General features: G+C 61.4%; 19 protein-coding genes. 16 read left to right on the forward strand and 3 right to left on the reverse strand.

Annotated features, from left to right (window positions below):
- Nucleotides 1–134: 134 nt before the first annotated feature.
- From ACFPN2_RS09930 to ACFPN2_RS10000, 15 genes are all read left to right on the forward strand, one after another.
- The gene (locus ACFPN2_RS09930) at nucleotides 135–2,450 is read left to right on the forward strand and encodes a TonB-dependent receptor (RefSeq protein ID WP_380596453.1); all 2,316 of its coding nucleotides are present in this window, start codon (nucleotides 135–137) and stop codon (nucleotides 2,448–2,450) included.
- A complete protein-coding gene (locus tag ACFPN2_RS09935) occupies nucleotides 2,447–3,154 on the forward strand; it encodes an ABC transporter ATP-binding protein (RefSeq protein ID WP_380596454.1) in 708 nt (235 codons plus the stop codon). Before ACFPN2_RS09930 ends, ACFPN2_RS09935 begins: the two co-directional genes overlap by 4 nt.
- Complete coding sequence (locus tag ACFPN2_RS09940) at nucleotides 3,151–4,551, forward strand: DUF3526 domain-containing protein (RefSeq protein WP_380596455.1); 1,401 nt, start codon at nucleotides 3,151–3,153, stop codon at nucleotides 4,549–4,551. The genes ACFPN2_RS09935 and ACFPN2_RS09940 overlap by 4 nt, the downstream gene beginning before the upstream one ends.
- A complete protein-coding gene (locus ACFPN2_RS09945) occupies nucleotides 4,548–5,999 on the forward strand; it encodes an ABC transporter permease subunit (RefSeq protein WP_380596456.1) in 1,452 nt (483 codons plus the stop codon). Before ACFPN2_RS09940 ends, ACFPN2_RS09945 begins: the two co-directional genes overlap by 4 nt.
- 62 nt (nucleotides 6,000–6,061) lie before the next feature.
- Nucleotides 6,062–7,456 carry an oxygen-independent coproporphyrinogen III oxidase gene (gene hemN / locus ACFPN2_RS09950; RefSeq protein ID WP_380596457.1) on the forward strand — a complete coding sequence of 465 codons (1,395 nt, stop codon included), beginning with the start codon at nucleotides 6,062–6,064 and terminating at the stop codon, nucleotides 7,454–7,456.
- Nucleotides 7,457–7,495: 39 nt separating this feature from the next.
- Nucleotides 7,496–8,248, forward strand: a complete 753-nt coding sequence (locus ACFPN2_RS09955) for a helix-turn-helix domain-containing protein (protein WP_380596458.1) — start codon at nucleotides 7,496–7,498, stop codon at nucleotides 8,246–8,248.
- Nucleotides 8,249–8,788: 540 nt separating this feature from the next.
- Complete coding sequence (locus ACFPN2_RS09960) at nucleotides 8,789–9,973, forward strand: hypothetical protein (RefSeq protein WP_380596459.1); 1,185 nt, start codon at nucleotides 8,789–8,791, stop codon at nucleotides 9,971–9,973.
- A 16-nt stretch (nucleotides 9,974–9,989) separates the two neighbouring features.
- Complete coding sequence (locus ACFPN2_RS09965; RefSeq protein WP_380596460.1) at nucleotides 9,990–11,144, forward strand: hypothetical protein; 1,155 nt, start codon at nucleotides 9,990–9,992, stop codon at nucleotides 11,142–11,144.
- 22 nt (nucleotides 11,145–11,166) lie between these two features.
- Complete coding sequence (locus ACFPN2_RS09970) at nucleotides 11,167–11,727, forward strand: hypothetical protein (protein WP_380596461.1); 561 nt, start codon at nucleotides 11,167–11,169, stop codon at nucleotides 11,725–11,727.
- An 83-nt stretch (nucleotides 11,728–11,810) separates the two neighbouring features.
- Entirely contained in the window at nucleotides 11,811–14,087 is a 2,277-nt protein-coding gene (locus tag ACFPN2_RS09975) for a nitric-oxide reductase large subunit (protein WP_380596462.1), read from the forward strand.
- A gap of 9 nt (nucleotides 14,088–14,096) precedes the next feature.
- Nucleotides 14,097–15,332 (forward strand): NnrS family protein, encoded by a 1,236-nt coding sequence (locus tag ACFPN2_RS09980; protein WP_380596463.1) that lies wholly within the window; start codon nucleotides 14,097–14,099, stop codon nucleotides 15,330–15,332.
- Nucleotides 15,329–15,748: a SirB2 family protein gene (locus ACFPN2_RS09985; protein WP_380596464.1), complete on the forward strand. Its 420-nt coding sequence runs from the start codon at nucleotides 15,329–15,331 to the stop codon at nucleotides 15,746–15,748. The genes ACFPN2_RS09980 and ACFPN2_RS09985 overlap by 4 nt, the downstream gene beginning before the upstream one ends.
- Before the next feature lie 93 nt (nucleotides 15,749–15,841).
- Nucleotides 15,842–17,350: a copper-containing nitrite reductase gene (gene nirK / locus ACFPN2_RS09990; protein ID WP_380596465.1), complete on the forward strand. Its 1,509-nt coding sequence runs from the start codon at nucleotides 15,842–15,844 to the stop codon at nucleotides 17,348–17,350.
- 22 nt (nucleotides 17,351–17,372) lie between these two features.
- Nucleotides 17,373–18,155 carry a formylglycine-generating enzyme family protein gene (locus ACFPN2_RS09995; RefSeq protein ID WP_380596466.1) on the forward strand — a complete coding sequence of 261 codons (783 nt, stop codon included), beginning with the start codon at nucleotides 17,373–17,375 and terminating at the stop codon, nucleotides 18,153–18,155.
- A complete protein-coding gene (locus tag ACFPN2_RS10000) occupies nucleotides 18,152–18,694 on the forward strand; it encodes an SCO family protein (protein WP_380596467.1) in 543 nt (180 codons plus the stop codon). Before ACFPN2_RS09995 ends, ACFPN2_RS10000 begins: the two co-directional genes overlap by 4 nt.
- A gap of 282 nt (nucleotides 18,695–18,976) precedes the next feature.
- On the opposite strand, the gene ACFPN2_RS10005 is transcribed toward ACFPN2_RS10000, so the two are convergent.
- From ACFPN2_RS10005 to ACFPN2_RS10015, 3 genes are all read right to left on the reverse strand, one after another.
- Nucleotides 18,977–20,674: an AMP-binding protein gene (locus tag ACFPN2_RS10005; RefSeq protein WP_380596468.1), complete on the reverse strand. Its 1,698-nt coding sequence runs from the start codon at nucleotides 20,672–20,674 to the stop codon at nucleotides 18,977–18,979.
- An 82-nt stretch (nucleotides 20,675–20,756) separates the two neighbouring features.
- The gene (locus ACFPN2_RS10010; RefSeq protein WP_380596469.1) at nucleotides 20,757–21,638 is read right to left on the reverse strand and encodes a universal stress protein; all 882 of its coding nucleotides are present in this window, start codon (nucleotides 21,636–21,638) and stop codon (nucleotides 20,757–20,759) included.
- A gap of 25 nt (nucleotides 21,639–21,663) precedes the next feature.
- Entirely contained in the window at nucleotides 21,664–22,062 is a 399-nt protein-coding gene (locus ACFPN2_RS10015; protein ID WP_380596470.1) for a GreA/GreB family elongation factor, read from the reverse strand.
- A 116-nt stretch (nucleotides 22,063–22,178) separates the two neighbouring features.
- On the opposite strand from ACFPN2_RS10015, the gene nhaR reads away from it, so the two are divergent.
- Nucleotides 22,179–23,093, forward strand: a complete 915-nt coding sequence (gene nhaR, locus ACFPN2_RS10020) for a transcriptional activator NhaR (RefSeq protein WP_380596471.1) — start codon at nucleotides 22,179–22,181, stop codon at nucleotides 23,091–23,093.
- Nucleotides 23,094–23,156: the final 63 nt, after the last annotated feature.

Genomic DNA, 23,156 nt, shown 5'->3' on the forward strand with positions numbered 1-23,156 from the left:
TCCAACTTGAATCCGCAGCTTGGCGTGCCTCCGGGCACCTGAGCCGCTTGGCATGCCATGGGCACGCGTCTCGAAGACGAACCAACGTCTTTGGGAACGCCGGCCCGTGGCCCGAAGACTCACAACGGTGCGACGTGCTCACTCATTCGTTACAAACAATCGTCGGCAGATCCCTGCTGCTGACACCCTTGGCCCTGGCCGGCCCCGCGCTGGCGCAGACAGTCCTGCAACCTGAAAGTCCCACCCAACTGGAGGAGATGCTGGTCACCGCCCGCAAGAGCGCGACCGCGGCGCTGCCGATCAATGTGGCGGCGGATTCGGTCGAGCGCAGTCAGATCGAGGCGATGAATGTCATCAACGCCGAAGATGCCTTGCGTTACGTCTCGAATGTCCAGATCCGCAAACGTTACATCGGCGACGCGAACGGAGCGCCGGCGTCCCGCGGCACGAGCGCTCCGCAAGCCGCGCGCAGCCAGGTTCTGATGGACGGCATTCCCATCTCGAACCTGCTCGGCTCCGGCTTCCTGTACGCGCCCAAGTGGGGGCTGCTCGCGCCGGACGAGATCGAATCCATCGACGTGATGTATGGCCCCTTCTCCGCGCTCTACAGCGGCAACACACTGGGCACGGGCATTTTCGTCACGACCCACATGCCCGAGAAGTTCGAGATGTCGCTCGGCGCGCTCGATGCGTATCAAAACTTCCGCGGCTATGAGACCGACCTGAGCCTCAACAATCGACGCTATGACGCGTCGATCGGCTCGCGCGCCGGCAATGTGTCCTGGGCGATTTACGCCAATCATCTGGAAGCCGAAGGCAACCCCGCCAACTTCCTCACGGTTCCGGTGAGCACAGGCACGCTCGTCACGGGGACGACGCCGGTCGATGCCATCGCGGCCAGCGGCGCGATCCGCGAAATCGACGCTGGCGGTATCGATCGCTATCTGTTCGGCACCTCGAGCACCTTCGACGACACCACCGACGTGGTGAAGGGCAAGGTCAAATGGGACATCGACGAGGACACGCGACTGTTCGCGACGCTGGCCTACCAGGAAGCCAGCTCCCAGCTGTTGAATCACCAATCGTATCTGCGTGACGCCAATGGCAATCAGATCATCCGAGGCCGCGTGCAGATCGGCGATCGCGTGTTCAACTTGAACAACTTGTCCATCCTGCAACTCAACGTCACCGCCAGTCGCAACCTGCTCGCCGGTGCGACGTTGCAAAAACGTTTCGACAATCGCTGGTTGATCGAGGCGTCGGCATCGGGGTTCGACGTGCTCGATGGCGACGTTCGCACCGCCACGATGGCCAATGCTCCGAACGGTCAGGTGAATGAGACCGACGATCAAGGTTGGCGCAACGGCGCGCTCCGCGCGATCTACACCCCCGACGCCGTACATTGGCTGGGCAAGACGCTCGTGCTCGGCACGGACTACGGGCGCTACTGGAATCAGAACAGCGCCTATCAATCGCCGAACTGGCGCGCCGGAATGCGCGGCACGCTCGCCGAACGCAATCGTGGCGAGACTCGCCAGACGGCGTTGTTCGGCGAAAATACCTGGGGCCTCGGTTCCGCCGTGGATGTGACATTGGGCCTGCGTTATGAAGACTGGCAAGCCCGCGACGGCTTGCGCACGCTCGGCGCGCTGTCCATCGATTATCCAGAACGCAGCGAGCAGAAGTGGTCGCCGAAGGCGACGCTGACCTGGCGCACGACACCCGAGCTTACCGTCCAAACGCGGGCGGCCAGGGCCTATCGCTTTCCGACGGTCACCGAGCTCTTTCAGTCGCGCACGACCGGCGGCTATCTCGTGCAGAGCGATCCAAACCTGAAACCCGAGGACGCGACGACATTCGATGTCTCGCTCACTCGTCGGTTCGATCTCGCCGGCGGTCGCGCCAAGGCCTCCGTCGCCGTTTTCTCCGAAGACGTGAAAGACGCGATCTTCAATCAGTACAACGTGTTTCAGCAGGCCACGTTCAACACCAGCATCGGCCGCGTGTTGACCCGGGGACTGGAGCTGAATCTCGCAACCTTCGGCATGTTTGCACAGCGCGTCGACCTCGACGCGAATCTGGTCTATCAGCAAAGCGAGATTCGTGACAATCCCAACAACCCCGCCACAGTCGGCAATGACTTCCCACGCATTCCGAACTGGCGCGGCAAGCTGCTAGCGACTTGGCGTCCGCTGGAGCTGCTTTCGGCGAGCATTGGCCTGGCTTACGAAGGCAAGCAATACAACCTCATCGACAACAGCGACGACCGCTCCGGTGGTTACGGCTACATGAGCGAGTACTTCCTGGTGGACTTGAAGGCGAGCTACCAGCTCACCGGCAATATCGAAGCCTCGCTCGGCATCGACAACGTCACCGACGAGCTCGTCTATTACTACCACCCGTATCCACGGCGCACGTACAGCGCCTCTCTGCGGTGGAGAATGCGATGAACGTACTCGCCATGACCAACGTGCAAAAGAGATTCGGCGCGCACACGGCGCTCGACGGTCTCGATCTGCAGCTGTCCGCGGGCGAAGTCTTCGCCTTGCTCGGCCCGAACGGGGCCGGCAAGACCACGACGATCAACCTGATCCTCGGCTTCCTGAAAGCGGATGCGGGCCTGGTGGATGTATGCGGCATCGATGCCGCACACGAACCGCTACGAGCCCGGCAACACATTGCTTACATTCCGGAACAGGTGGCGCTGTACGCGACGATGTCCGGCCTCGACAACTTGCGCTACTTCACGACGCTCGCCGGCTTGACGCTCGACGCTGGCCGCTCGAGCGAATTGCTCACTGAAGCGGGCCTGACAGTAGAAGCACAGCAGCGTCCTGCTCAGTCCTACTCCAAAGGCATGCGGCAGAAAGTTGGCATCGCCATTGCGATGGCACGCTCGGCGAAACTGTTATTGCTCGATGAGCCCACCTCCGGGCTGGACCCGAGCGCATCGGCCGAGTTCTCACAAGTGGTGAGAGCGGCGGCTGAACGAGGCACCGCCGTGTTGATGGCGACGCACGATCTGTATCGCATCAAGGAGCTGGCGGACCGCGTCGGCGTGCTACATCGAGGCCGCATTGCCGAGGACATCGATCCTTCAGTGCTCGATCACGTCGCGCTGGAGCAGCTGTATATGGAGCGGCTTTCCACATGATGCTGCCCCTGATTCGATTGGAATTTTCTCTGCTGCTCAAAGAGCCGCGAGTACGTTGGATCGCCGCAGCGCTGTGTGCATTGATGGCGCTGACCTTCAGCATCTCGTTCAAGGAAGCGACAAGCACGGCTGCCGAAGCGGCGCGCATGGCGACGGTCGAGCGCGAGCGTTGGCTCAATCAAGATCCGAAGAATCCACACAGCGCCGCACATTACGGCCTGTGGGTATTCAAACCCGCCTCACCCCTCGCGACGCTGGATCCCGGGATCGAGCCTTACGTCGGACGAATGATCCGCATCGAGGCGCATCGGTACAACGACGCGTTGTATCGATCGGCTCAGGAACGCTCGCCGCTATCGAGAGCCGGACTGTCGACCGTCGCGGATGTTACGCAGCTACTCGTGCCGTTGGCGGCACTGCTATTGAGCTTCGCGACCTTCGCCGCCGATCGAGAGCGCGGCACGTTGCGTCTCGCACTCGGCAACGGGATCGCCCCAGGTCGCTTGCTGCTCGCCCGCTTCGGCGCACTGGCAATGGCGACAACCTTGATCGTTGGCACGCCAGCGCTCGTGCTGGGCGCAGTATCTATTGCGGCTCTCGATGCTGAAGGCTGGCATGCGTGGCCACGTCTGGCACTGTGGACGCTGGCACAAGCGAGCTACGCCGTGTTCTTCCTGCTGATCGGATTGCTCGCATCGCTGGTGGCAAGGACGTCGCGTGCGGCGCTGACCATTGGGCTTCTTTGCTGGGTCGTCCTGTGCATCGTGATCCCGCGACTCACCACCGCAGCCATCGAGTCCGCCGCGCCGACCCCTTCGTACGCCGCGACGCGCGCGAAGATCGAAGAACAGATCAAACTTTATAACCGCGCCGATCTGCATCAGGAACGTCAGGAAGCCATCATCAAGCGCTATGGCGTGGCGAACGCCGCCGAGCTGCCCATCGATCTGCGGGGCGCGATGATGCACGATCGCGAGCAACACGATTACTCCGTGTTCGATCGCGAGCTCGGCGCGTTCTTCGCTCGCTTATCCCATCAGGACGACCTGCAAGGCTGGGCCGGACTCGCTTCGCCGTTACTCGCCGTCCAGGCGGCGTCGGCAGGCCTGGCCGGCAGTGACTTTCGTCGTCACAGCGATTTCCTGCGCGCAGCCGAAAACTATCGCCGCGTTTTGTCCGACACCATGAATCTGGACCTGGTCGATCATCCCACGCAAGGCGGGGTGGCCTATCTCGCCGCGCGCGATGTTTGGGAGAAGGTGCCGGCATTCGTGTATCGCCCCGCGCCGTTGTTTCAATCGTTGCGTGAGGTCGCGACTCCTCTCTCATTGTTGGCGATCTGGCTCGCGCTGGCCGCCGTCACCGTCAGCCTCGCCGCGCGAGGGGTGAAGCCATGAACCCGACCTTCCGACGACTATTGCAACTCGAGCTTCGAGAAACGCTGCGCCAGCCGCTGACCTGGGCCGTATTCGGCCCGCTGCTCATCGCAATGTTTATTGGCGCTGCGACAGGCACCGCTCACGTCAAACGGGAGCAGGCCATGCTTCAAACTCTCGCCGCCGAACGAGCCGCGGCGCTGAGCGAAGCAAAGGCCGCCGCGCAGCGTTATTCGATTCCATCGGATTTGAAGATCGAATATCACCGGGACCCTACCGACGCCTTCGGCTATATGAACTGGTTCCTGGTGACGCATGCCGTGAAGCCGCCATTGCCGTTGGGCGCGCTCGCGCTCGGCCAGTCGGATCTGTATCCGAGTCACGTGCGCATCGACTTCAACTCGATCTTTCCCGATGCTGCTTACGATCCGGGCAATCCTCACGAGCTCAAGCTCGGCGCATTCGATCTGGCGTTCGTGCTCATCTATCTGGCACCGCTCGCCTTGATCGCTGTGACAGCGACTCGCCTGACGGGCGAGCAGGACAGCGGGATTCTGCGTCTGATCGCGGCACAGCCCATTGCGCCGTGGACCGTCGCGGCCGCGAAGTACGGCGCCATCGCAATCGTCTCGCTGGCCGTCATCGTCGGCGGCACGGCACTGTCATTAGCAGCACAGAAACAACTCGTGCTCGACCCGTTGATCGGCTTGATCGCGCTGGCGATCTGCTTGTGGGTGTTGTTGTGGATTTCGCTGTCAGCGTGGGTCGCCTCGCTTTGGCGCGGAGCCATTGGATCGATCGTCACGCTGATGTTGATATGGACGACGATGGCCGTGCTGCTGCCAGCCGGCGCCGCGCTGCTGGTCGATATCATTCATCCCGCGCCCTCGCGCATCAGTTATATCGATTCGAGTCGACAGGCCATGGATGGATTTTACGGCGACGAAGCCGAGGTGCATGCGGCGTGGCTCGCTCGCTTCCCTGAGTTTGCACCGGAGGTGGTGAAGAGCGCGGAGGTCAAACGTTTCGCACGAGACGACTACTATCGACGCACGCTATTGCCTCAACGCGATCGATTCGACTCACGCACACTCGCCGTGCAGACCACCAGCGACTGGTTACGACTGCTCTCGCCGGCAATGATGCTGGATAACATGCTGCAAACCGCGGCGGGCACGGACATGCGCCGGCACACGAACTTCCTTGCAGCGGCCGACGCGTACAGTGAACGACTACGGCGATTTTTCGAGCCGTTGGCATTGGCCAATGCGGCTCATCCGCAACGTAGTTGCGAGGACTGCCCAGGGCGACTCAACTTTACCCGTTACGACGACGTGCCTTCGTTCGAAGCGGACGTCGGCGTGAGCGCCGGCCTGCGATGGAGCGCGTGGACCTGCCTGTATCTCGGCATCCTGCTCGTAATTTTTAGCGCCATTGCGAGCCGGCGCCTGCGGGACTGGCCTTTGTGAGAACAGCGATGAGTCTGATCTAGGTCAAGGTGGCGGGCGGGAGGCGGGGCTACGGTAGCGCCATGATGAGCCAATGCCTAACGTGCGATGTCGACCTGCTCCGCCGCTACGATCAACCCGGGCCGCGGTACACGTCATATCCGACGGCGCCTCAGTTCGGGCCGCATTTCAAGGAGGAAATGCTTCGGGAATATATCCGCCGCAGTAACGAGGAGCTGATTCCGCGGCGCCTGTCGTTATATGTTCACGTGCCCTATTGCTCGAGCCCGTGTTTGTATTGCGGTTGCAATCGAGTCATCACGCGGGACCGTAGCGCCGGCACGCGCTACGTCGAACGGTTGATTCGCGAGATCTCGCTCGCCGGTCCGCTGTTCGATCATGACCGCGAGGTCATCCAGGTCCACTTCGGCGGCGGCACACCGAATTTCCTGAGGCATGAAGAGATCGGCGACGTCATGCGCAGCCTGCGCCAGCAGTTCCAGCTCAGCAGCGCCGCGATCCGCGATTTCTCAATCGAGATCGATCCGCGCTTCATCGACACCTCGGATGTCGCGGCTTATGCGCAGATGGGATTGAACCGCGCCAGCCTCGGTGTGCAGGATTTCGATCCGACCGTGCAGCGGGCGGTCAATCGCATCCAAAGCGCGGAGCTTACCGAGAACGTCATCAAAGCCTGTCGCCGTAGCGGCTTCCGCTCGATCAATGTCGATCTGATCTACGGCTTGCCTCATCAAACGCTCGAAGGCTTCGGTCGCACGCTCGACACCGTGCTCGACATCCGCCCCGACCGGCTGGCGGTGTACGGCTACGCGCACATGCCTCACCTGTTCAAGCCCCAGCGTCGCATCGATGCCAGCGCCCTGCCGAACGCGAGCGAACGAATCGCACTGTTATCCCTTGCCATCGAGAAGCTGACGGCCGCAGGCTACGTGTACATCGGCATGGATCATTTCGCCCTGCCCGACGACGACCTGACGCGCGCTTACGATGCCGGCACATTACAAAGAAATTTCATGGGCTATACCACCCATGCCAATTGCGACCTGCTCGGCCTGGGCGTCAGCGCCATCAGTCATATCGGCGACAGTTTCAGCCAGAACCCCCGCGATTTGCCCTCGTGGGAAGGCGCGGTCGACTCCGGACATCTCCCGGTATGGCGCGGCCGTCATTTAGATCTGGACGACCAGGTGCGCGCCGAAGTGATCCAGCAGCTCATGTGCCGGGGCGCAATCGACATCGCGGCCGTGGAACGGCGCTACGACATCAACTTCAACCGCTACTTCGCCGACGCCCTGGCCCACGTGCAGCCGCTGGCGAAAGACGGCCTGGTGACCCTGGAACGGCTGCGGATTTCGGCGACGTCGCGCGGGAGATTGCTCTTGCGTATCATCGCCATGTGCTTCGATCGATACCTCAATCATCGACTCCCGGGCGGGACGTACTCCAACGCAATCTGACCCGCTGCTTCTCGCCGGCAGCGCAAATGTGTGCTGCCAATGAGTGACGCGAGCCGCCGCCGCCCTGTCCCTGGCATCGCCGATGACGGCGACGAATTCCATTTTTGTAGTACGTGCGCGTTTTCGGCCGCCTGTCTCGAGAGCGGCTACGACAAGAGCCTGTTGCGCGACCTGCACGTGCTGGTCGAGCACATCGGCCCGTTCCATGAAGGCGAGCATATTTTTCGCGAAGGCGATCCGTTCACGGCCATCGCGGCCGTCCGTTCCGGCACGGTGAAAACCTATGTGACGGACCACGAAGGTCGCGAGCACGTGCAAGGGTTCTTCCTGCCGGGCGAGGTGATCGGGCTCAACGCCATCTCTCAGGCCCGCTATCCGAGCAATGCCATTGCGCTCGATTCGGTCGTGCTGTGCCGGTTCTCGTTTCCAAACATCGCAGCCCTGGCAACGCGCATGCCCGGCTTACAACAGCAGCTGTTCAAGTTGCTGAGCCTGGATATAGGCAAGGCCGCGCTGTTGTCCGGTAACTTCTCCGCCGATGAACGGATGGCAGCGTTTTTGATCACCCTGTCGCGCCGTTATTCCGCTCGCGGCTTTTCGCCCAACCGGTTCCTGCTCACCATGACCCGCACGGACATCGCCAATTACCTGCGGCTCGCCTCGGAAACCGTCAGCCGCGTATTCCGGCGGTTTCAGGACGAAGGCATGATTCACGTCGAGCGGCGGGAGATCGAGCTCAAGGATCGCAAGCAGCTGGAGACGTTGGCTGAGAATGTGCTTCGGAGCATTTGATTGCGCGCCTGCAGTGGCGCTTCAAGCGCGGACCACATCACGCCCCAGCCTGTGATGCATTGGTCGGACAGCTGGAGCTTGCAAACTACATCGCGGGCAAACGATGTCGAGTCAACTTGCCAGCAGTCAGCCGCTTGATAATCGCCTGACGCACTTCGGCCTGATGCGGGGGAATGAGCTGAGAATCTCCCGCCACGACGTAGCATGCATCGAGACTCGATACAGAACGTCGGAATCCATCGCGTGCCTCATCGAATCCCTGAATCAGAAGGCTGCGACAAGAAATTTGTTGACACCCGTTCTCGCTCACTCCAAAACTATTTGCACAAGCATCAAGGCAGTCATTGCGCTAGGGAAGGCATGTCATCGCTCAGTTCTCTCGCCGGCATCCGCAAACGCCTCGTCTGCATAATCCTGGCCTTGAGCACGATGCTCCAGGGCGTGGCAACGGCGGGACAGTTCGATAGTCGACTCGTACCGCGGGTCGGAGACGTCACGAGCGACGGTCGGCCCGACGTGTACTTGCAGTACAAGCCTGACGTGATGATCCTGTCGCTGGATGATCTGTCGATTCCAGTTCCGGAGACTCGTCGGACAGTCAACGATTTCCTGCTGCAGCAGAATAGTGTCGGCCAGTTCCAGATGGTGACGCCTGTCGACGGCACCACCCGGCAGATGGCACTCAGCCAGTCGGTGGGCTCCGTGCAGCAGGTGCTCGGGGACTACAACGCGGACGGCCGCACCGATGTACTGCTGAAGAATGTCGCTGCCAATACCAATGGCGGGCAGGACATGATCGTGTTCGCGCCGCTCGAGGACGGGGCCACCCCGATGGCCGTCACCAACATCGACGCCACGCGCCAGGCATTCATTCGCGACGTTGCCGGCTGGGTCGAAAACCCCGACCACTTCGATAGCGGACTGTACTGGGTTACCTATACCGGCTACTTCAAGGTGGCCTATTTCAATTGCGGTGGCACGACTTACGCAAGCCTGCAGGACAATCCAAACAACGCCGTGTGCTTCGCGGGCTGCCAGTACCTCGGCTGGAACTGGGCGCAGGGCTCCGTGAGTGTTCAGTACTTCGACCCGACGGGGTTCAGCACCGAGGCGCTAGATCTGCTGGCCAATGTCGCGCCCTATATCAACGCGGATGACACGTTCTCCATTCCCGCCGATGCAGCACAGTCGATTCGTGTGCAGGCCGGCCAGGTGCTCGGCGTGCCGGTCTTCGGCCAGACCACCGTGGACGTGCCGGCGGGCGACTGGGAGGGCGATTGGGAATTCACTCGCTGGCTGACGCGTATCAATCCGTGGGCGATCCTGTCGACGCTGACGATGATTCTGAGCGGCGACACACCGCAGAAGATGGTGTTCTACCGAGTGGCCGGCGAAGCGGAGACCATGAAGGTGCTGGGCCGACAGCAGTGGTCGCTTGACAATCCGAGCGGCTGGGGCGAGATCCAGTTCTGGACTCACATTGTTGACGCACGAAATTTCATGAAGAAGAGTCGCGATTTCCTGCATGAGACCCAGGAGCTCGCCATCCTGGTCGCGATCGTCAGGCAGTCAACCTATGATGCATGCGTCACCCTAAACCTTAGCGACGGTAACAAATATCCGGCCAAGAGCTGTGGCGCCGCCCAGCTGCCGGCGCTCAACTTTGATGCCAAGCAGTTCAAGATCCTGGCGACCGAACGTTCGCCACGCGTGCCGCCGCCCTGAACCCATGCAAACAACCATGATGATGCGCGCAGTACTCTGTGCTTCGCTGGCCGCGAACATTGGTCTAGCGATCTACGCAGCTCAGACGGCCAAATCGCCCAAACCGGCGCACGCCGATGCTCCGGTCGTAGCAGCAAATACAAGTGGCGTCGCCCCAGCGACGACTCAGCCGCAGACGATCACGTGGCGAGAGGCCAAAGATGCGTACTCGCGAGCGAAAGCAGCCGGACTTGATGAGCCGTTAGCAAGGCGCGTGCTGGCTGCGTCGCTGCAAGCGATGCCGGACTGGACGGAGCCCTATTGGAAATCGCCCGTGACACGCGAAACGGAGCGGCAGCAGGCTGAGTTCGATTTCCAAAGCGCTCTCCGGCGCGATCTGGTTGAGCTGGTCGGACCGGGCGCGGTCGATGAGCTCGCGTTCCGGTCGCTGTTTTTTCCGCTCGCGGCGAAGCTGCCGTTTCTGTCGTCGGAACAGCAGATCGGTATTCAGGAAATAAAACTTCAGGAGCAGCGTCGACTGCTGCAGGAGAGCGGCGGCCACGGCGGGTTCCAGCATGCCAGCGCCATCTTCCAGGATACCCTGCAGCAGATCCGGAAGATTTTGAGCGAGGAGCAGTTCTTCGAATATGAGCTGCGCGTCTCCCCGGCGGCTCAGGTGCTGGCCGGCAACGGCTTCGACTTCACCGAAGAAGAGTTCCGCAAGGTGTTCCGCGCCTCTGGCGGTCAATCAGCAATCAGATTCCAGGGCCTGGGTTTCACGCTGACCGGACAGCCCAATGGTAGCGACAAAACACTGGCCGCAATCGAAACTGCACTGGGGCCTCAACGCTTTGCCGAGTATCGGCGCGCTCAGGATCCAACGTTCAAACTTCTGGCCGCGATCGGGGCAGATCGCGGCATCGAACCAGGTGCCATTGATAAGGCGTACGACATCATTGTGGCAACGGCCGCGCGGCGAAACCAGATCCACGCTGGTGGTCCGCTCATGACGGGCGCACAGCGTGAGTCGCTGAAGAATATCGAGTCGGAGCAGCAGGCCGAACTCAGCAAGCTGCTCGGACCGCAGGCACTGGAAGTATTCAACCAAAGCCTGAATCCGCAGTTGCCCGTCATGGGCGGTGGCGCGCTGGTGAGGCCGCGCGGTATAGTCGCGGGCGCCTCCCCGCGATAAGCGCCCTCCACTCGCCAGTACCATGTTTCGAGCCAGCTCCCTACCTCAGCTCGCCACGCCCTGGGAAGATGAGTATGTCGGCCTCAGATATCGAGGTGCGGCTCAATTAAGAGATGGCTCGACGCTGCCGTGCGTGGTTTTTCAAAGCAGAGAGCGCACGGTCGAGTTCATTTCGCGCCGCCTCCGGGAAGAAACCGATCCCCTCACCTACCAGATCCTGGTCCAGTCATATCTCACCGCCAGCGGCGTGAGCGAGCTGGACGTCACGGGCGCCCTCAGTTCCCGATTTGCCTGGCCCACCGAGCTGCTGCAAGAAATTCGTGGCGAGACAATGATGGGCTACACCGCCTTCGTGGCCGAAATGAAGGATGCGCAGGCATTCAATTATCTCGTGGAATCGGCGCGCTTCGAGTTCATCGAGCTGCCGGATGGCTATGAATGGGCGGATATCAAAACCATCAAGAGTGGAATGGTTTATTCCAGCACGCGAGGGATGGAGGCGTTTACCCCAGAGCGGCGCAAGGACACGAGATTTCTTGGCGCCAAGCACTATTTCACCTGTTACGTCACCAACCTGTCCTGAGCGGCGCGAGCACCTGACCTAGATCAGGGCGCCTCCGACACCCCGACCGCATGCTCCCTCCACCAATGAGTGGGAGAGGGTCCATGAACGCGAGTCGAAGGTTATGGGTGGGACTAGGGGTCCTGCTGCTGCTTTCCTTTGCCGTCCTCCTATGGGTAGGCGGCGAAATACACCGGGTGATGCCACCGATTCCATCGGCGGTGGTCACCGAGAACGGCACGACGGTCTACACGCGCGCCGATATCCAGAAAGGCCGGCAAGTCTGGCAGTCCATCGGCGGGCAGCAGCTCGGCTCCATCTGGGGGCACGGCGGCTACGTCGCGCCGGACTGGAGCGCGGACTGGCTGCATCGCGAAGCGGTTGCGTGGCTGGACATCGATACGCAACGTGAGACGTCGCAGCGTTACTCACAATTGCCCGAAGACACGCAGGCAGCATTCGCGGCCCGCCTGAAGCCGCGGATTCGCAAGAACACTTACGACGCGAGCACCGACCAGATCACGGTCTCCGAAGACCGCGCGCTGGCGATGTCACAAGTCGCGGCTCACTACGAATCGTTATTCAGCAACGATCCGCAGACCAAGGAGTTGCGCAAGGCGTACGCGATGAAGGACAACACGGTGTTGACCGCCGAGAACCGCGCCGCTTTGACGGCGTTCTTCTGGTGGTCTTCCTGGTCCGCTGTCACCCAGCGCCCGGGCAAAGCCATCACATACACCAACAACTGGCCGCATGACACGCTGGTCGGCAACGATCCGCCGGGCCACCTGTTCCTGTGGACGGTGTTCAGCGTGTTGTTCCTGATCGCCGGCATCGCATTGCTCGGCTGGCATCATGCGCGTCACAAGGACGAGCCTCCGGCGGAGCTGCCGGCCAGCGATCCGTTGGCGCTGATTCGAGTCACGCCGTCAATGAAAGCCACCAGCAAATATTTCTGGCTGGTGATTGCGTTGTTCCTGACGCAGATCCTGCTCGGTGCGATCACCGCGCACTATCAAGTGGAAGGTCAGGAAGCGTACGGCTTCGCCCTCGCCAACTACATTCCCTATTCGCTCAGTCGCACCTGGCACACGCAGCTCGCGGTATTATGGATCGCGACCGCGTGGCTCGGCATGGGCTTGTATATCGGACCCGCGATCTCCGGGCACGAGCCGAAGTATCAACGGCTCGGCGTCAACTTCCTGTTCACGTGTTTGATCATCATCGTGGTCGGCGCGTTCACCGGACAGTGGCTGGCGGTAATGCAGAAGCTCGGCCTGGACAAGAACTTCTGGTTCGGTCACCAGGGCTGGGAATACGTGGATCTGGGCCGCTTCTGGCAGATCTTCCTGTTCGTCGGTCTCGGTGTATGGCTGACGCTGGTCGGTCGGGCGTTGTGGCCGGCGATCAAGAAAGGCGGCGAATCGAAGTCCATCATCACGCTGTTGTTCCTCTCCACGGTTTGTATCGGCCTGTTCTACGGCGCCGGCCTGATGTGGGGCGAGCACACTCACATCTCCATGGTCGAGTACTGGCGCTGGTGGGTGGTGCATCTGTGGGTCGAAGGATTCTTCGAAGTCTTCGCGACCGCGGTGATCGCCTTCCTCTTCACACGCTTGGGACTGCTGCGCACGAGCACGGCGACGACTGCGGTGCTGTTCGCAACCATCGTGTTCTTGAGCGGCGGCGTGCTCGGCACTCTGCATCACCTGTACTTCACCGGCACTCCGACGGCAGTCATCGCGCTCGGTGCAAGCTTCTCCGCGCTGGAAGTGGTGCCGCTCGCGTTCGTCGGCTTCGAGGCTTATCAAACCTTCAAGCTCGGCTCTGCGACTCCGTGGATGCAACGTTATAAGTGGCCCATCCTGTTCTTCACCGGCGTGGCGTTCTGGAATCTGGTGGGTGCCGGCCTGTTCGGCTTCCTTATCAATCCGCCGCTGCCGCTGTACTACATGCAGGGCCTGAACCTCACTCCGCTCCATGGCCACACGGCGCTGTTCGGTGTCTACGGTCTGCTCGGTGTGGGCTTGATGCTGTTCTGCCTGCGTGGCCTGAAGCCGAATGTGGTGTGGAACGAGCGGTTGCTGAAGACCAGCTTCTGGGCCTTCAACATCGGTCTGGCTTGCATGGCGCTGTTCACGCTGTTGCCCATCGGCATCATCCAGCTCACCGCCGCGATCGATCATGGCTACTGGTTCGCTCGCTCCGCCGAGCTGATGCAGAAGCCGATCATCCAGCTGCTGGTGTGGCTGCGCGTCCCTGGCGACACCATCTTCAGCGTCGGCGCCTTGTCGCTCGCGTGGTTCGTGCTCCGACTGTGGATCGGCCCGAAGCAGGCCAAAGTCGCAGTGCCCGAAGGAGTTCAAGTCGCGAAACGTTGAGACAGTGACATGAACACAGTCACCCTGCCCGCCAGCACATTGCGCATCATCGCGGCTGCCCCCCACCGCTTGATGTTCTTCATAGGCGCAACCAACGTGTTGCTGGCAATGCTCTGGTGGGCTTGGTGGCTGATCAGTGCGCGCTGGCTCGGAGGATCCAGCGCGCTGCCTTCCGCTCCGCCGGGATGGATGCATGCGATTGTCATGCAGTACCAGGTGCTCCCGGCGTTCATGTTTGGTTTCTTGTTGACCGTGTTCCCGCGTTGGATGGCGCTGCCGTCCCTGCGACGCGAACACTACGTGCCGGTGGGCATCGGCATGTTTGGTGGGCAACTCCTCACGCTCGCCGCGCTGGCGGGCTTCGGTAATCCCGGTCTCCTGCTGAAAGCAGGCGCGGTGCTGAACACCGCCGGCTGGCTCATCGGCACCGTGTGGCTGGTGCGACTGGTCGTTCAAGAAGGCGGGCGCACGTGGCACTCGGTGAGCTGCGCTTTCGCGCTGTGCTTCGGGTTGCTCGGCCTGGCGCTCTACTCTGTGTTTTTGTTTCTTTCCGAGCCGCGTGCGGTCTTCGCCGCGATCAAGCTGGGCACGTTCGGCGTACTGCTACCGATTTACTTCACGGTCTGTCATCGCATGATTCCGTTCTTCGCAAGCGCCGCGCTCCCGACTTATCGAGTCGTGCGACCGATGTGGACATTGGCGCTGTTCTGGGTGTTGACCTTGACCCACCTCTGGTTGGAATTACGTCACGGTTACGCATGGCTGTGGGTCGTCGACGCACCGATGGCGGCGATGACCGCCTGGCTGCTCTGGCGCTGGCTGCCGCGCCGGGGACATGTGCCGCCGCTGCTGCTCGTGCTGTTCGCCGGTTTCGCATGGTTGTCGATTGCCTTCGTGCTCTATTCGATTCAAAGCGTGCAGTTCGCGCTGAGCAGTCAGTTCATTCTCGGCCGCGCGCCGGCGCACGCATTGTTCATCGGCTTCTTCGCGAGCCTGCTGGTGGCGATGGTGACGCGTGTCACTCAAGGACATTCGGGACGGCCGCTGGTGCTCGGCAAGGTGGCGGCGTTTGCTTTCGTCGTCATCCAGGCTGTCACGATTACACGCGTCGTGGCCGAGCTCGTACCGGATTCGTTGGCCGGGCAAGCGATCGCTGCAGTCGGCTGGCTCGTGGCGTTCGTACCCTGGGTGTTACGATCGACCTGGATTTATCTCACACCCCGGGTTGACGGTAACAACGGATGATCGAGTTCTATCCCCAGATCAAATCGGTTCACATCGCGGCGGTCATGGCCAGCGGCCTGCTGTTTTTCCTGCGCGGCGCCTCGCTCCATGCCGGCATGACCTGGGCGATGGCCGCGCCGGTTCGTTATTTTAGCTACGCCATCGATACGACGCTGCTGACAGCCGCGTTGATGCTGGCGACCCTGCTCCACCAGTATCCCTTCGTGCACGGCTGGCTGACCGTGAAAGTGGTCCTGCTGGTCGTTTATATCTTGCTGGGCACCTATGCGTTGAAGCGCGGCTCGACCAGAAAAATCCGCATTATTTGCTGGCTCGCGGCGCTCGCCGTGTATGCATTTATTATTACAGTGGCCCGCGCCCACAATCCCGCCGGCATCTTTGCGGCCATTCCGCAGCTGCTCAGTACATCAACGTAAGCACGTGCACCGCGTGACCTAGATCAGGTTCGGCGGCGCTCTCGAGACCTAAGCTGGTGACGAATCCAGAAAAGGTCAAAACCGAGAACCGCCATGAAACGCCTGCTACCCATACTCGCTTGCTCAGCCTCGCTGCTGCTCGCAGCGTGTTCCCAGGGAAACCCTGTACCGCTCGCACAAGCTGCCGCGCCCGAGTCCGACACGGGTGGCTCACGACACGGTGACTTCGGGCCGCCGCAAGGTGAGCCGATCAAGGCCGTGCTGACCAGCCCGCCGAACGTGCCGCCCGCCACCAAGCGCAACTATCCGGCGAAAGTGGTCGTGGAATTGGAAGTCACCGAAGTCGACATGCAAATCGCCGACGGCGTGACCTACACGTTCTGGACCTTCGGCGGCACCGTGCCCGGCAGCTTCATTCGTGTGCGCCAGGGCGACACGGTGGAGTTCCATCTGAAGAATCATCCGTCCAGCAAGATGCCTCACAACATCGACCTGCACGGCGTGACCGGCCCCGGCGGTGGCGCAGCGTCCAGCTTCACCGCGCCCGGTCACAGCAGCCAGTTCACATTCAAGGCGCTCAACCAGGGCTTGTATGTTTATCACTGCGCGACCGCGCCGGTCGGCATGCACGTCGCCAACGGCATGTATGGCTTGATCCTGGTCGAGCCGCCGGAAGGTCTGCCTCCCGTCGATCACGAGTTCTACGTGATGCAGGGTGACTTCTACACCGTCGGCAAGTATCGCGAGAAAGGTCATCAGCCCTTCGACATGCAGAAGGCCATCGATGAGAACCCCACCTATGTGCTGTTCAACGGTGCGGAATCCGCGCTGACTGGACCGCGCGCACTGAAAACGCAGACCAATCAGAAGGTCCGCATGTTCGTCGGTAACGGCGGCCCGAACCTGGTGTCGAGCTTCCACGTGATCGGCGAGATCTTCGATAGAGTTCAGTACGAAGGCGGCACTCGCTTCCAGGAGAACGTGCAGACCACGCTCATTCCCGCGGGTGGCGCGGCCACCGTCGAGTTCCACACCGAAGTGCCGGGCAACTACGTGCTGGTCGATCACTCCATCTTCCGCGCCTTCAACAAGGGCGCGCTGGCGATCCTCGAAGTCGCCGGCGAGCAGCGCGCCGATATCTACTCCGGCAAGCAGCTCGATGAAATGTATATCGGCGACAAGATGGCGAGCATGGCGCCGGTGGCCGAAGCCGTGAAAGCGAGCAGCACGGGCCAGCTCACCAAGGAGCAGCAGATCCAGGCCGGCGCGGTGCTGTTCAAGGGCACTTGCTCCACCTGTCACCAGGACACGGGCCAAGGCATCCCGAACGTGTTCCCGCCGCTGGCGAAGTCCGACTTCCTGCTGGCAGACAAGAACCGTGCGATCGGTATCGTGATGAACGGCCTGACCGGCCCGGTGACGGTGAACGGCGCGACCTACAACTCCGTCATGCCGCCGATGAGTCAGCTCAACGACGATGAGATCGCCAACATTCTCACCTACGCGCTCAACAGCTGGGGCAACAAGGATGGCACGGTCTCCGTCGAGGACGTGAAGAAGGTCCGCGCCAGTACCAAACGCCCTGAAGGCGCGGCGCACTGAGAAAGGACCGGGGATCACTGTCATGCGCAACCTCATGCTGGCACTGCTACTCGCAACGTTGACCGCCAATGCGGCCTCGCCTGAGCAGAGTGCGACAACAGTGATCCCTGGCGGTAAGTTCGAGTCCGTGTTACCGCCGGCGCCCGGTGTGAAAGAAGTGACTCTCAAAACCTTTCAGCTCGACCGCCGGCCGGTCACGAACGCACAGTTCGTGACCTTTCTGAAGACTCATCCGCAGTGGCGCCGTGACAAGATCGCTCGCATCTTTGCGGACGACCAATATCTCAGCCACTGGCAATCTCCAGCCGAACCTCGCAGCGAGGACCTGCAACGCCCCGTCGTGAATGTAAGCTGGTTTGCAGCCACCGCCTACTGTGAGTCACGCGGTGCCCGGTTGCCGACCTGGTACGAGTGGGAATATGTCGCTGCCGCAAGCAACACCGCTCGCGACGGCCGTGACGACCCCGCGTGGCGTCAGCAGATTTTGAATTGGTACTCACGCTCTGGCCGCGACGCCTTGCCGGCCGTCGGCAGCACGCCGGCAAATTTCTACGGCATCCAGGACCTGCACGGCGTGATCTGGGAATGGGTGGAAGACGCGAGCGGCATGCTGGTGTCTTCCGACAATCGCGAACAAGGCGATCCCAACGTGATGCGCTTCTGTGGCGAGGGTGCGCTCACCATGGAACAAAAGGAGAACTACGCGACGCTGATGCGGATCGCGATGCTCTCCAGCATGAAGGCTCGTTACACCGGCGGCGCGATGGGCTTTCGCTGCGCGACCGGTGGGAGGGATGGAAAATGAAACGTTTGTTCTTGGCTCTGATGCTTCTTGCAGCGGTGGTACGCGCCGATGCTCCCGAGTCCGTTTATCAACTCGACGCCACGCTGACCAGTCAGAGCGGCGAGCAACATCACCTCGATAAGCACCGCGGACATCCCGTGCTCGTCACGATGTTCTACGGCAGCTGCCCGATGGCGTGCCCGCTGCTGATCGACACGATGCGGTCCATCGAACGCACCGTCTCCCCGGCCGATCGAGCCAAGATGCGCTTCCTGCTCATCTCCATCGATCCGGACCGCGACACCGTCGCCAAGCTGAATGAGCTGGCCACCAGTCGCAAGCTCGACACGACTCGCTGGACGCTGGCCCGCACTGACGAGACCAGTGTTCGGAAAATCGCCGCCGTGCTCGGCATTCAATATCGAAAGCTACCGGACGGTGGTTACAACCACTCCAGCATCGTCACCCTGCTCAGTGCTGACGGCACGATTGCTTATCAAAGCTCAGTGCTCGGCACTGCCGATCCGGAATTGCTCGCAGTGCTGAAACGCCAGCCCTAGGGCCTGTGAACCCTCATTTGATGGGCTGCGTTGCGCCTCCAATCGCCTGCAGCAAGGCGCAAAGCGCAGCCCATATGTCGATATGGGCAAGCTTTGTAACGCAGCGGCAGGCGATTCGAGGCGCAACCCATTCAATGAATAAATATCCTTATATGGGACGAGCTATTGCGGTTCAGGACGTCGTTGCTCCTCCCTTATGTACAGAGAGTACACGGCGGTCGTCCCGCCTAGCCCTGAACCGCAATAGCTCGTCGCAGCCCATCAAATGAGGGTTCACAGGCCCTAGTCGCGCAGCTCAGGGAAGTCTTCTTCTCGAAATTCACCTGGGGAGCGCTCGCCGACGCGGGCGCGTTCCACTTCCTGACGACGCAACTCGACGCGTCGGATCTTTCCTGAAATGGTCTTCGGTAGCGTCGTGAACTCGATGCGTCGCACGCGCTTGTACGGCGCGAGCACCTGTCGAATGTGACGAAACACGGATAGCGCCGTTTCGCGATTTGCCTCCGCATCCGTCACCAGCACAATGTATGCCTTCGGCAGAGCCAAGCGCAGCGGGTCCGGCGCCGGCACGACGGCCGCTTCGACGATCAGCACATGCTCGATCAGTGCGCTCTCCAGCTCGAACGAACTGATGCGATAGTCGGACGACTTGAACACGTCGTCGGCGCGACCGACGTAGGTGATGTAGCCGTCGCTGTCGCGGCTCGCAATGTCACCTGTTCGATACACGGGACCTTCGAGCCTGCGGACCGCGCCGGTTTCATCTTGATAGCCACGCATCAAGCCGGTGGGTGCGGGGTTCAGGCGCAAAGAGATCTCGCCCTCCTCCGCTGGATTGCCATCCGAGTCGAGCAGCATCACGTCGTAACCTGGCATCGGTCGACCCACCGAGCCCGGTTTGATCGTTTGACCCGGCGAGTTGCCAATCACGCAGGTGGTTTCGGTCTGGCCGAAACCGTCGCGAATCTGCAGGCCCCATGCCCGCTCAACCGCATCCATCACTTCCGGATTCAACGGCTCGCCGGCACCACACAAGTTATTCAACACACCGCGATGAGGGGCGAGATCTTCCTGCACCAGCATGCGCCACACTGTCGGCGGCGCGCACATCGACGTGACGCCGTTGTCCGTCATGGCCTGCAGCAGCGCCTGCGCGTTGAAGCGGCCGATGTTCGCGATGAACACGGTCGCCTCGGCGTTCCACGGTGCGAAGAAACAACTCCAGGCATGCTTCGCCCATCCGGGCGCGGACACGTTCATGTGGATGTCGCCGGGGCGCAGGCCCAACCAATACATCGTCGACAGTGCGCCGATCGGATAGCTGGCGTGGGTATGGGAAACGAGCTTCGGCTTCGACGTCGTGCCGGATGTGAAATACAGCAGTAACGGATCGTCGGCGCGCGTGACGCCATCCGGGCGGAACTCAGCCGCGCCATTGACCCCCGCCGCCAGCTCGTCGTAGCTCTTCCATCCCAGCTTGCGATTGCCGACGGCAATGCGCGTCACCGGCAACTCGAGGTCGTGGAGTTTGTCAGCGAGCTCGGCATCCGTGATCCAGAAACGCACGCCGCCCAGCCGCACACGCTCGGCCAGGTCATCGGCGGTGAGCAGAGTGGTCGCTGGAATCGTGACGGCACCCAGCTTCATGCACGCCAACATCAACTCCCACAGCGCGGCGCAGTTGCCGAGCATCATCAGCACTCGGTCGCCGCGCTTCACGCCCAACTCGCGCAGCCCGTTGGCGACGCGATTGGATTGCTCTGAAAGCTCGCGGAAGGTTCGAGTCGCGGCATCGATGCCGACGATCTTCAGCGCAACTCGATCGCCGCGCTCACCGGCGGCGAGATGCGCGTCGAACCAATCCAGCGCCCAGTTGAATTCGGTGGGTTGCGGCCAGTGAAAGGATCGAACGGCCGTCGCATAGTCTTCGCGATGTCGCAGTAGCAGGTCGCGAGCCTGCAGAAAAGCTTCGTTCGTCATGTCCGACGTCCCCCAACACACTACGACGACGCCCCATGTCATCACACGCGGGCGGCGTAAGCAATGTGGAAAGGAATGCGGCTCAGTGCAGACTAGAAGGCCGGGCAGCCATTGAACCGCGCGGCACGACCAGCACGTCGCAGCCAGCGGCCTCCATGACCTGGCTGGCGACGCTGCCGATCAATGCTCGTCGCAGGCGACCGCCGCTCGTTCCCATCACGAGCAGATCGGGTTGATACATTTCGACGGCGCGACGGATCGCCCGCACCGGGTGACTATCGCCAATCACGACGCCATAGCGCGTGTGATCGACGCTCGTGCGCCTGAGCAGATCGCGAATCTCCGCCGCCGCTTCGCGCCTGGAGTGATTGACGTACGAGACGACTTCCTGATTGCCCACGCCCGCGGATCGAAGCATGCCCTGATAGGGCGGCTCGCAGACATGCATCACCATCGCCTGCGCTCGTGAGTTCAGGATCAGGGACTCCGCCGCTCGCACGGCCGTGCCCGATTCTTCTGTTACGTCGAGTGCCAACAGCACCTGTCGATACTCCGCGTCAGCGGGCTGAGACGCGATGAGCAACGGGCACTGCCGCGTGTTGAGAATCTTCTCGGCGATCGTACCCTCGAGCACATCGCGCATGCTCCGCTTGCGATGCGGGCCGATGACCAGCAGATCGACACTATGTTTGTCGATGGCATCGATGATCAACCGGGCCGGGTTGCCGGCGCGAACCGCGACTTCCGGCAGCGGGCCGGCGCGCCAGGCCGGAGGCCGAGCGCGCGTAGTGAGTCCGGTGATGGCGAGCTGCAATGCCTTTTCGAGATTGCGCTCGGACGTCATCGGCGAGACCACATGCATCAGAGACAGCTGTGCTTGAAGTTGCTGGGCAAGCAAGCCCGCGCGATCGATCGCCACTTCGCTCTTTGGCAGCAAATCAGTCGCACACAGCAGTCTCGGCATCTCAACGCTCCTTACGGTGAAATCGCTAATGGGTTCCCGTCGGTGCAGCCTGCACCGACTCGATTCGCAAGCGACGCACGCCACCCGGCATGACCCACTCGACTTCATCGCCTTCGCGATAGCCGAGCAGCGCCGTGCCCAGAGGCGCGAGCACAGAGATGCGACGCGCACTCACGTTTGCTTCGGCGGGACTGACGAGCGTCAGCTCCTGACTCGAGCCATTGCTCAGATCCAGGATGCGCAGTGGCTTATGCATCGTGACCACGTCAGCCGCGACCTGCTCGGGCTTGAGCACTTGCGCACGCTCGAGCTCCAGGCTCAGCTCTTCCAAATGCTCCTGATCATGGCCGTTGGCGGCGCGAGCGAGCAGACCGCGCAGCACGCGCGCGTCGGGCTCGGAAATCACGATCGGATAGTCACGCATCATTTACTCCTGAAAAGTTCAGGAGCATGGTGCAACCGATACTAAGTTCGATCAATTAGAATTATTCTTGTCCTTGATTCGATATTGTCGAAGCTTCGGCGCTTCGCGGAGACCCCATGAGCAACGTGATCCGACGGCTCAATTACCAGCATCTGCTGTATTTCTGGTCGGTGGTCCGCACCGGCAGCCTTACACGTGCGTGCGAGGAACTTGCACTCGCGGCGCCAACGGTCAGCGCGCAATTGCGCACGCTCGAAGAGCGCCTTGGCGAGAAGTTGCTAGTGAAATCGGGCCGCACCCTCGTGCCCACCGAAGTCGGCCGGCTGGTCTACAGCTATGCGAACGAGATTTTCGGACTCGGGCAAGAACTGATGGAAGCGCTCGAGCAGCGGCCCTCCTCGCGCCCCTTGAAATTGCTGATCGGCATCGACGACGTGCTGCCCAAGGAAATCGCGTACCGGATCGTCGAGCCGAGCCTGCAGTTGAAGCAGTCGGTGCGTGTGATCTGCCGCGAAGGAACACTGGAGCGATTGGTGGCCGATCTCGCGATTCATGAGATCGATGTGGTGCTATCGGATTCGCCCGTGACGCCGTCGCTCAACGTTCGTGCGTACAGTCATCCGCTCGGCAGCTGCAACGTTTACTGGATGGCAACGCCGACGCTGGCGAAGACGCTGCGTCGTGATTTTCCAAAGTCGTTGGACGGCGTGCCCGCGCTATTACCCACGGATGACACGGCGATCCGCCGCGCGCTCGATCAATGGCTCGATCGACAAAACGTCCGACCGCTGCTGCTCGGCGAATTCGAAGACTACGCGATGCTGCGCGAGTTCGCCCGTGAAGGGCATGGCTTCGCGCCCGTGCCTTCGGTGCTCGAGGCTTCGTTTCGAAAACAGCATGGTTTCGTGCGCATCGGGCTGGCCAAGGGCGTGAAAGCGGAGTTCTATGCGATCTCGGCGGAACGCAAAATCAAACATCCCGCCATCGCCGCGATGACAGACAACGCCCGACAGTTGTTTTCCGAAACTTGAGGCCGCGAGTTGCCCGGGATCGAAACATGATCTAGCCTCCCGGCACCGATGCCTACGTTATTC

This window comes from Steroidobacter flavus, assembly GCF_042651805.1.
GTDB lineage: Bacteria > Pseudomonadota > Gammaproteobacteria > Steroidobacterales > Steroidobacteraceae > Steroidobacter > Steroidobacter flavus.

What these genes read in the sequence shown, in the direction of transcription:
- nhaR (WP_380596471.1), top strand. Translation starts at nt 22,179, where the DNA reads ATGAGCAACGTGATCCGACGGCTCAATTACCAGCATCTGCTGTATTTC.
- ACFPN2_RS10015 (WP_380596470.1), bottom strand. Translation starts at nt 22,062, where the DNA reads ATGCGTGACTATCCGATCGTGATTTCCGAGCCCGACGCGCGCGTGCTG.
- ACFPN2_RS09965 (WP_380596460.1), top strand. Translation starts at nt 9,990, where the DNA reads ATGATGATGCGCGCAGTACTCTGTGCTTCGCTGGCCGCGAACATTGGT.
- ACFPN2_RS10005 (WP_380596468.1), bottom strand. Translation starts at nt 20,674, where the DNA reads ATGACGAACGAAGCTTTTCTGCAGGCTCGCGACCTGCTACTGCGACAT.
- ACFPN2_RS09995 (WP_380596466.1), top strand. Translation starts at nt 17,373, where the DNA reads ATGCGCAACCTCATGCTGGCACTGCTACTCGCAACGTTGACCGCCAAT.
- ACFPN2_RS09935 (WP_380596454.1), top strand. Translation starts at nt 2,447, where the DNA reads ATGAACGTACTCGCCATGACCAACGTGCAAAAGAGATTCGGCGCGCAC.
- ACFPN2_RS09985 (WP_380596464.1), top strand. Translation starts at nt 15,329, where the DNA reads ATGATCGAGTTCTATCCCCAGATCAAATCGGTTCACATCGCGGCGGTC.
- nirK (WP_380596465.1), top strand. Translation starts at nt 15,842, where the DNA reads ATGAAACGCCTGCTACCCATACTCGCTTGCTCAGCCTCGCTGCTGCTC.
- ACFPN2_RS09940 (WP_380596455.1), top strand. Translation starts at nt 3,151, where the DNA reads ATGATGCTGCCCCTGATTCGATTGGAATTTTCTCTGCTGCTCAAAGAG.
- ACFPN2_RS09980 (WP_380596463.1), top strand. Translation starts at nt 14,097, where the DNA reads ATGAACACAGTCACCCTGCCCGCCAGCACATTGCGCATCATCGCGGCT.
- ACFPN2_RS09970 (WP_380596461.1), top strand. Translation starts at nt 11,167, where the DNA reads ATGTTTCGAGCCAGCTCCCTACCTCAGCTCGCCACGCCCTGGGAAGAT.
- ACFPN2_RS10010 (WP_380596469.1), bottom strand. Translation starts at nt 21,638, where the DNA reads ATGCCGAGACTGCTGTGTGCGACTGATTTGCTGCCAAAGAGCGAAGTG.
- ACFPN2_RS09945 (WP_380596456.1), top strand. Translation starts at nt 4,548, where the DNA reads ATGAACCCGACCTTCCGACGACTATTGCAACTCGAGCTTCGAGAAACG.
- ACFPN2_RS09975 (WP_380596462.1), top strand. Translation starts at nt 11,811, where the DNA reads ATGAACGCGAGTCGAAGGTTATGGGTGGGACTAGGGGTCCTGCTGCTG.
- ACFPN2_RS10000 (WP_380596467.1), top strand. Translation starts at nt 18,152, where the DNA reads ATGAAACGTTTGTTCTTGGCTCTGATGCTTCTTGCAGCGGTGGTACGC.
- hemN (WP_380596457.1), top strand. Translation starts at nt 6,062, where the DNA reads ATGATGAGCCAATGCCTAACGTGCGATGTCGACCTGCTCCGCCGCTAC.
- ACFPN2_RS09955 (WP_380596458.1), top strand. Translation starts at nt 7,496, where the DNA reads ATGAGTGACGCGAGCCGCCGCCGCCCTGTCCCTGGCATCGCCGATGAC.